This is a genomic window from Pseudomonas sp. HMWF021 (assembly GCF_003061005.1).
Lineage (GTDB): Bacteria > Pseudomonadota > Gammaproteobacteria > Pseudomonadales > Pseudomonadaceae > Aquipseudomonas.
Window position 1 is genome coordinate 13,668 of the sequence record NZ_QAIK01000018.1, and the last position, 4,452, is coordinate 18,119.

5 protein-coding genes are annotated in these 4,452 nt (G+C 59.1%); all 5 read left to right on the forward strand.

The window, feature by feature from the left end:
- The first annotated feature begins 170 nt into the window (after positions 1-170).
- The 5 genes from inhA (at position 171) to DBR18_RS01720 (ending at position 4,306) form a co-directional block, all read left to right on the forward strand.
- Complete coding sequence (gene inhA, locus DBR18_RS01705; protein WP_108589027.1) at positions 171-857, forward strand: isonitrile hydratase; 687 nt, start codon at positions 171-173, stop codon at positions 855-857.
- Between the two features lie 207 nt (positions 858-1,064).
- Positions 1,065-1,856 (forward strand): CPBP family intramembrane glutamic endopeptidase, encoded by a 792-nt coding sequence (locus tag DBR18_RS01710; protein WP_108589028.1) that lies wholly within the window; start codon positions 1,065-1,067, stop codon positions 1,854-1,856.
- Between the two features lie 102 nt (positions 1,857-1,958).
- Positions 1,959-3,524, forward strand: a complete 1,566-nt coding sequence (locus DBR18_RS01715; RefSeq protein WP_003223402.1) for a PAS domain-containing methyl-accepting chemotaxis protein — start codon at positions 1,959-1,961, stop codon at positions 3,522-3,524.
- A 209-nt stretch (positions 3,525-3,733) separates the two neighbouring features.
- Positions 3,734-3,880, forward strand: coding sequence for a hypothetical protein (locus tag DBR18_RS28335; protein WP_165369536.1), 147 nt, complete (start codon positions 3,734-3,736; stop codon positions 3,878-3,880).
- 6 nt (positions 3,881-3,886) lie between these two features.
- Positions 3,887-4,306 (forward strand): type II toxin-antitoxin system YafO family toxin, encoded by a 420-nt coding sequence (locus tag DBR18_RS01720; RefSeq protein WP_108589029.1) that lies wholly within the window; start codon positions 3,887-3,889, stop codon positions 4,304-4,306.
- The last annotated feature ends 146 nt before the right edge of the window (positions 4,307-4,452 follow it).

Genomic DNA, 4,452 nt, shown 5'->3' on the forward strand with positions numbered 1-4,452 from the left:
GCCGAGGCAAACACTTGCAGCGGCCCGGTGACATCGAGGATTTGCACGTTGGCAAACGCGAGTACGTGAATGGTTTTCGGCATTTGGCGTAATTCGTGGGCTGATTGGCGTATGCGCCAAAACCTACGCGCCTACAGTGAAGCCGTCCACCCCTTTCACGGAGAAGAACCATGACGTTGCAGATCGGTTTTCTGTTGTTTCCACAGGTGCAGCAATTGGACCTGACCGGGCCTTATGACGTGCTGGCCTCGTTGCCCGACGTGCAGGTGCATCTGATCTGGAAGGATCTGGTGCCGGTCACCGCGAGCACCGGCCTGTTGCTGAAACCGACCACCACGTTCGATGACTGCCCGGATCTGGATGTGATCTGCGTGCCCGGCGGCGCGGGGGTCGGCGCGTTGATGGAGGACGAGCGCACGCTTGATTTCATCCGGCGCCAGGCGGCGCAGGCGAAGTATGTGACGTCGGTGTGCACCGGCTCGCTGGTGTTGGGCGCTGCGGGCCTGCTGCAAGGTAAACGCGCCACCACGCACTGGGCTTATCACGAACTGTTGCCGAAACTCGGCGCAATTGCGGTGCAGGATCGGGTGGTGCGCGACGGCAATCTGTTTACCGGTGGCGGGATTACCGCGGGGATCGATTTTGCGCTGGTGCTGGCCGCCGAACTGGTGGGGGCCGAGGCAGCGCAGTTGATTCAGTTGCAATTGGAATATGCGCCCGCACCGCCGTTCAATTCGGGCAGCCCTGATACGGCACCGAGCGCGATCGTCGATGAGGCTCGCCTGCGTGCAGCGCCGTCGCTGAAACTGCGTACGGAAATCACCGAGCGGGCCGCCGCGAAGCTCAACCAGCACTGATCCCCAGCCTCACACAAAACCCTGTAGGAGCTGCCGCAGGCTGCGATCTTTTGACTTTGGCTTTTCAAGATCAAAAGATCGCAGCCTGCGGCAGCTCCTACAGGGAGGATTGTGGCGTGTCACCGTTTCCCGCCACACCTTGACTTGTCCCGACGCCCTCACCCGTGTAGAAAGCCCTTCCCCCCTCATTCTGCACAAGGACTTTCGATGAAGGCGTTGCCATGGCTCTATCTGGCACTTCTCAGCCTCGGTTATGGATTGGCGTTGAGTTTCGGCCAACTCGGCTGGCTCGCGCTGATCTCCTTCGGATTGTTGCTGGTGACCGGTTTCGCCGTGCGCCAACAACAGGTGCCGGTGGCGCGCCTGTTGGGGCATGCCGTGTTCATCTTCCTCGCGCTGTCGCTGGCGCTGCACTGGTTGCCAGGATTCGCCAACGGCCGGGCCATCGCCCCGCTGCGTTTCACCGACAACGCCGTGCCGTTTGCGATGTACCTGAATCTGGACAAACCTTTGATCGGCTTCTGGCTGTTACTCGCTTGCCCGTGGATCGTCGCCGCCCGCTCGCTGCGTCCGACGGTGTACGCCAGCGTCCTCGCCCTGACGTTGAGCGCAACCCTGGCCCTGGGTGGCGCGCTGTTGCTCGGCATGATCGCCTGGGCGCCGAAGTGGCCGGATCAGGCGTGGCTGTGGCTGCTGAACAATCTGCTGCTGGTGACGCTGGTCGAGGAAGCGCTGTTTCGTGGCTATATACAGGGCGGTTTGAGCCGCCTGTTCAAGCACCTGCCTTACGGCGAAAACCTCGCCCTGCTGCTGGCGTCGCTGATCTTTGCCCTGGCGCATGTGGGTGCCGGTTGGCACTGGGTGTTGCTGGCAGGTCTGGCGGGGGTCGGCTATGGTCTGGCCTACCGTTTTGGTGGGCTGACGGCGGCGATCGCCACGCATTTCGGGTTGAACCTGCTGCATTTTGCGCTGTTCACCTATCCGATGCTGGCCGGTTGAAGCAAGGGCGGTTTTGCGACGCCGTACTTATATCTGAAAAAAAACTTCAATAATTTCCTGTCAGCGCCGACAACCTTTCAAAGCCTTGCGGATTGAAAAACCATGCGTAACAACCAGCCCATTACACAACGCGAACGGACTTTCCCGGCTCAGCAACGGTTGATTTCCACAACCGACGCCAAGGGCGTGATCACCTACTGCAACGACGCTTTCGTCGAAATCAGCGGGTTTTCGCGTGAAGAGCTGATCCGTGCGCCGCACAACCTGGTCCGTCACCCCGACGTGCCGGCGGCGGTGTTTTCGCACATGTGGGGCACACTGAAACAAGGCTTGCCATGGATGGGCATTGTCAAGAATCGCTGCAAATCCGGTGACCATTATTGGGTTAACGCCTACGTGACACCGGTGTTCGACGGCAATCAGGTGGTCGGTTACGAGTCGGTGCGGATCAAACCCACCGCCGAACAGATCCGCCGTGCCGAAGCGCTCTACCAACGCATCAACCAGGGCAAGTCAGCAATCCCTTCCAGCGACAAATGGCTGCCGGTGTTGCAGGACTGGCTGCCGTTCATTCTGGTCAGCCAACTGAGCTTCGTGATCGGCGCGACCCTGAACTCGCACTGGGGCTTCGCCCTTGCTGCCGGTTTGTCGGTGCCGCTGGGCCTGATGGGCCTGCAATGGCAGCAACGCGGGCTCAAACGCCTGCTGCGTCTGGCCGAGCAGACCACTTCCGACCCGCTGATCGCGCAGATGTACACCGACAGCCGTGGCGCGCAGGCGCGTCTGGAAATGTCGATCCTCAGCCAGGAAGCGCGCTTGAAAACCTGCCTGACCCGTCTGCAGGACACCGCCGAGCACCTGACCGATCAGGCCAAGCAATCCGACGCTTTGGCGCACAACAGCTCCAGCGGTCTGGAACGCCAGCGCGTGGAAACCGAACAGGTCGCCACCGCCGTCAACCAGATGGCCGCCACCACCCAGGAAGTGGCGAGCCACGTACAGCGCACTGCTGACGCGACTCAGGAAGCCAATCGCCTGACCGGTCGTGGCCGCGACATCGCCGGGGAAACCCGCGAAGCCATTCAGCGCTTGTCCGTTGTGGTCGGTGAAACCGGCCTGACCGTCACCCAACTGGCTAAAGACAGCGACGAAATCGGTGGTGTGGTCGACGTGATCAAAGGCATCGCCGACCAGACCAACCTGCTCGCGCTCAACGCCGCCATCGAAGCCGCCCGCGCCGGCGAGATGGGCCGTGGTTTTGCCGTGGTCGCCGACGAAGTCCGCCAACTGGCGCAACGCACCAGCGAATCCACCGGCCAGATCCACGCCCTGATCGCCAAGCTGCAACAGACTGCATCCAGCGCCGTACAGACCATGGAAGCCGGGCATCGCCAGGCGGAAGAAGGTGTGGCGCGGGTGCTGGAAGCGGATCAGGCACTGGTCGGCATCAGCGAAGCGGTCGCCAACATCACCGACATGACCACGCAGATCGCCGCCGCGACCGAAGAGCAAAGTGCAGTGGCTGAGGAAATCAGCCGCAACATCAGCAACATTTCGGAACTGGCGGACCAGACCTCGGAACAGGCGCATAACTCGGCGTTGCTGAGTGAAGAGCTGACCAAGACTGCCAACACGCAATATTCGTTGGTAGAGCGGTTTAACCGCTGATTGGGTTGGTAATACGAAAAACCCGGATAGCGCGAGCTTCCGGGTTTTTTGTTGTGGCTTACGGCGTGACTACACATAGGGGCGCCATGCCCTACAAGCACGCCAGAATCCGCTGACTGGTTCGCTTTTTGGGTTGGTCCTATCGTTTGCCGATAGAAACCCAATCCCCTAAGCTGGTCAGTATGAATACATCTCCTTTGGAGGCTCCGATGGCCACCACCAGAAAGATCGACAAGCCGGTTAAAAAAGTCATTCGCGATGAACTGACTTTTCTTGATGTCCGGCAAGCCGCGCGTGATGGGCAGAAAGCGTTCGATAAATATGTGATCACTGGCAAGCTACCCATAACAAAGTAGCCATAGATGCCAGCAGTCAAAATCTCTGCGCTTTTCGAACAAATCAACAATTGGAAAAACTTCGCCGCTCATTTTTATAACTACAAAGTGTGCGGTGAACTACCCGCAATTTTTGGTCGAGACGAACGACTCGACCTCAGCGATATGCACCACATCCACCTGGCCAGCACCCATGCGACCCAGTCAAGGTGGGCAAAAATAGACCGCCAGTATTATCGAACCGCATTGGTTGACGATCCTGACAACGACTTCTGGCTTATCTACGCCTACGACGCTTTCCGGGATGAATACCTTTTGCTGACAATCACTGGCCCGGATGCCCATAACCGGGGTGAGTGGGGTTCATTTCTGCGCACGGTGCATTGCGAGATCGTTGAGCCATGGGTTGTGGGAAAAGTCATCTATCCCGACCTCGACGACCTTTGATTAACTGGCTGGCTCATTCTCGGAATACGCATTGAGTGGGTGATAACAAAAAAACCGGGTAGTGAGAGCTATCCGGTTTTTTTTGATTTGGCGTTGCACGCGGTTACCAGCGATTACTGCGGCAAGCGCAGCCTGTCCAGCAGTCG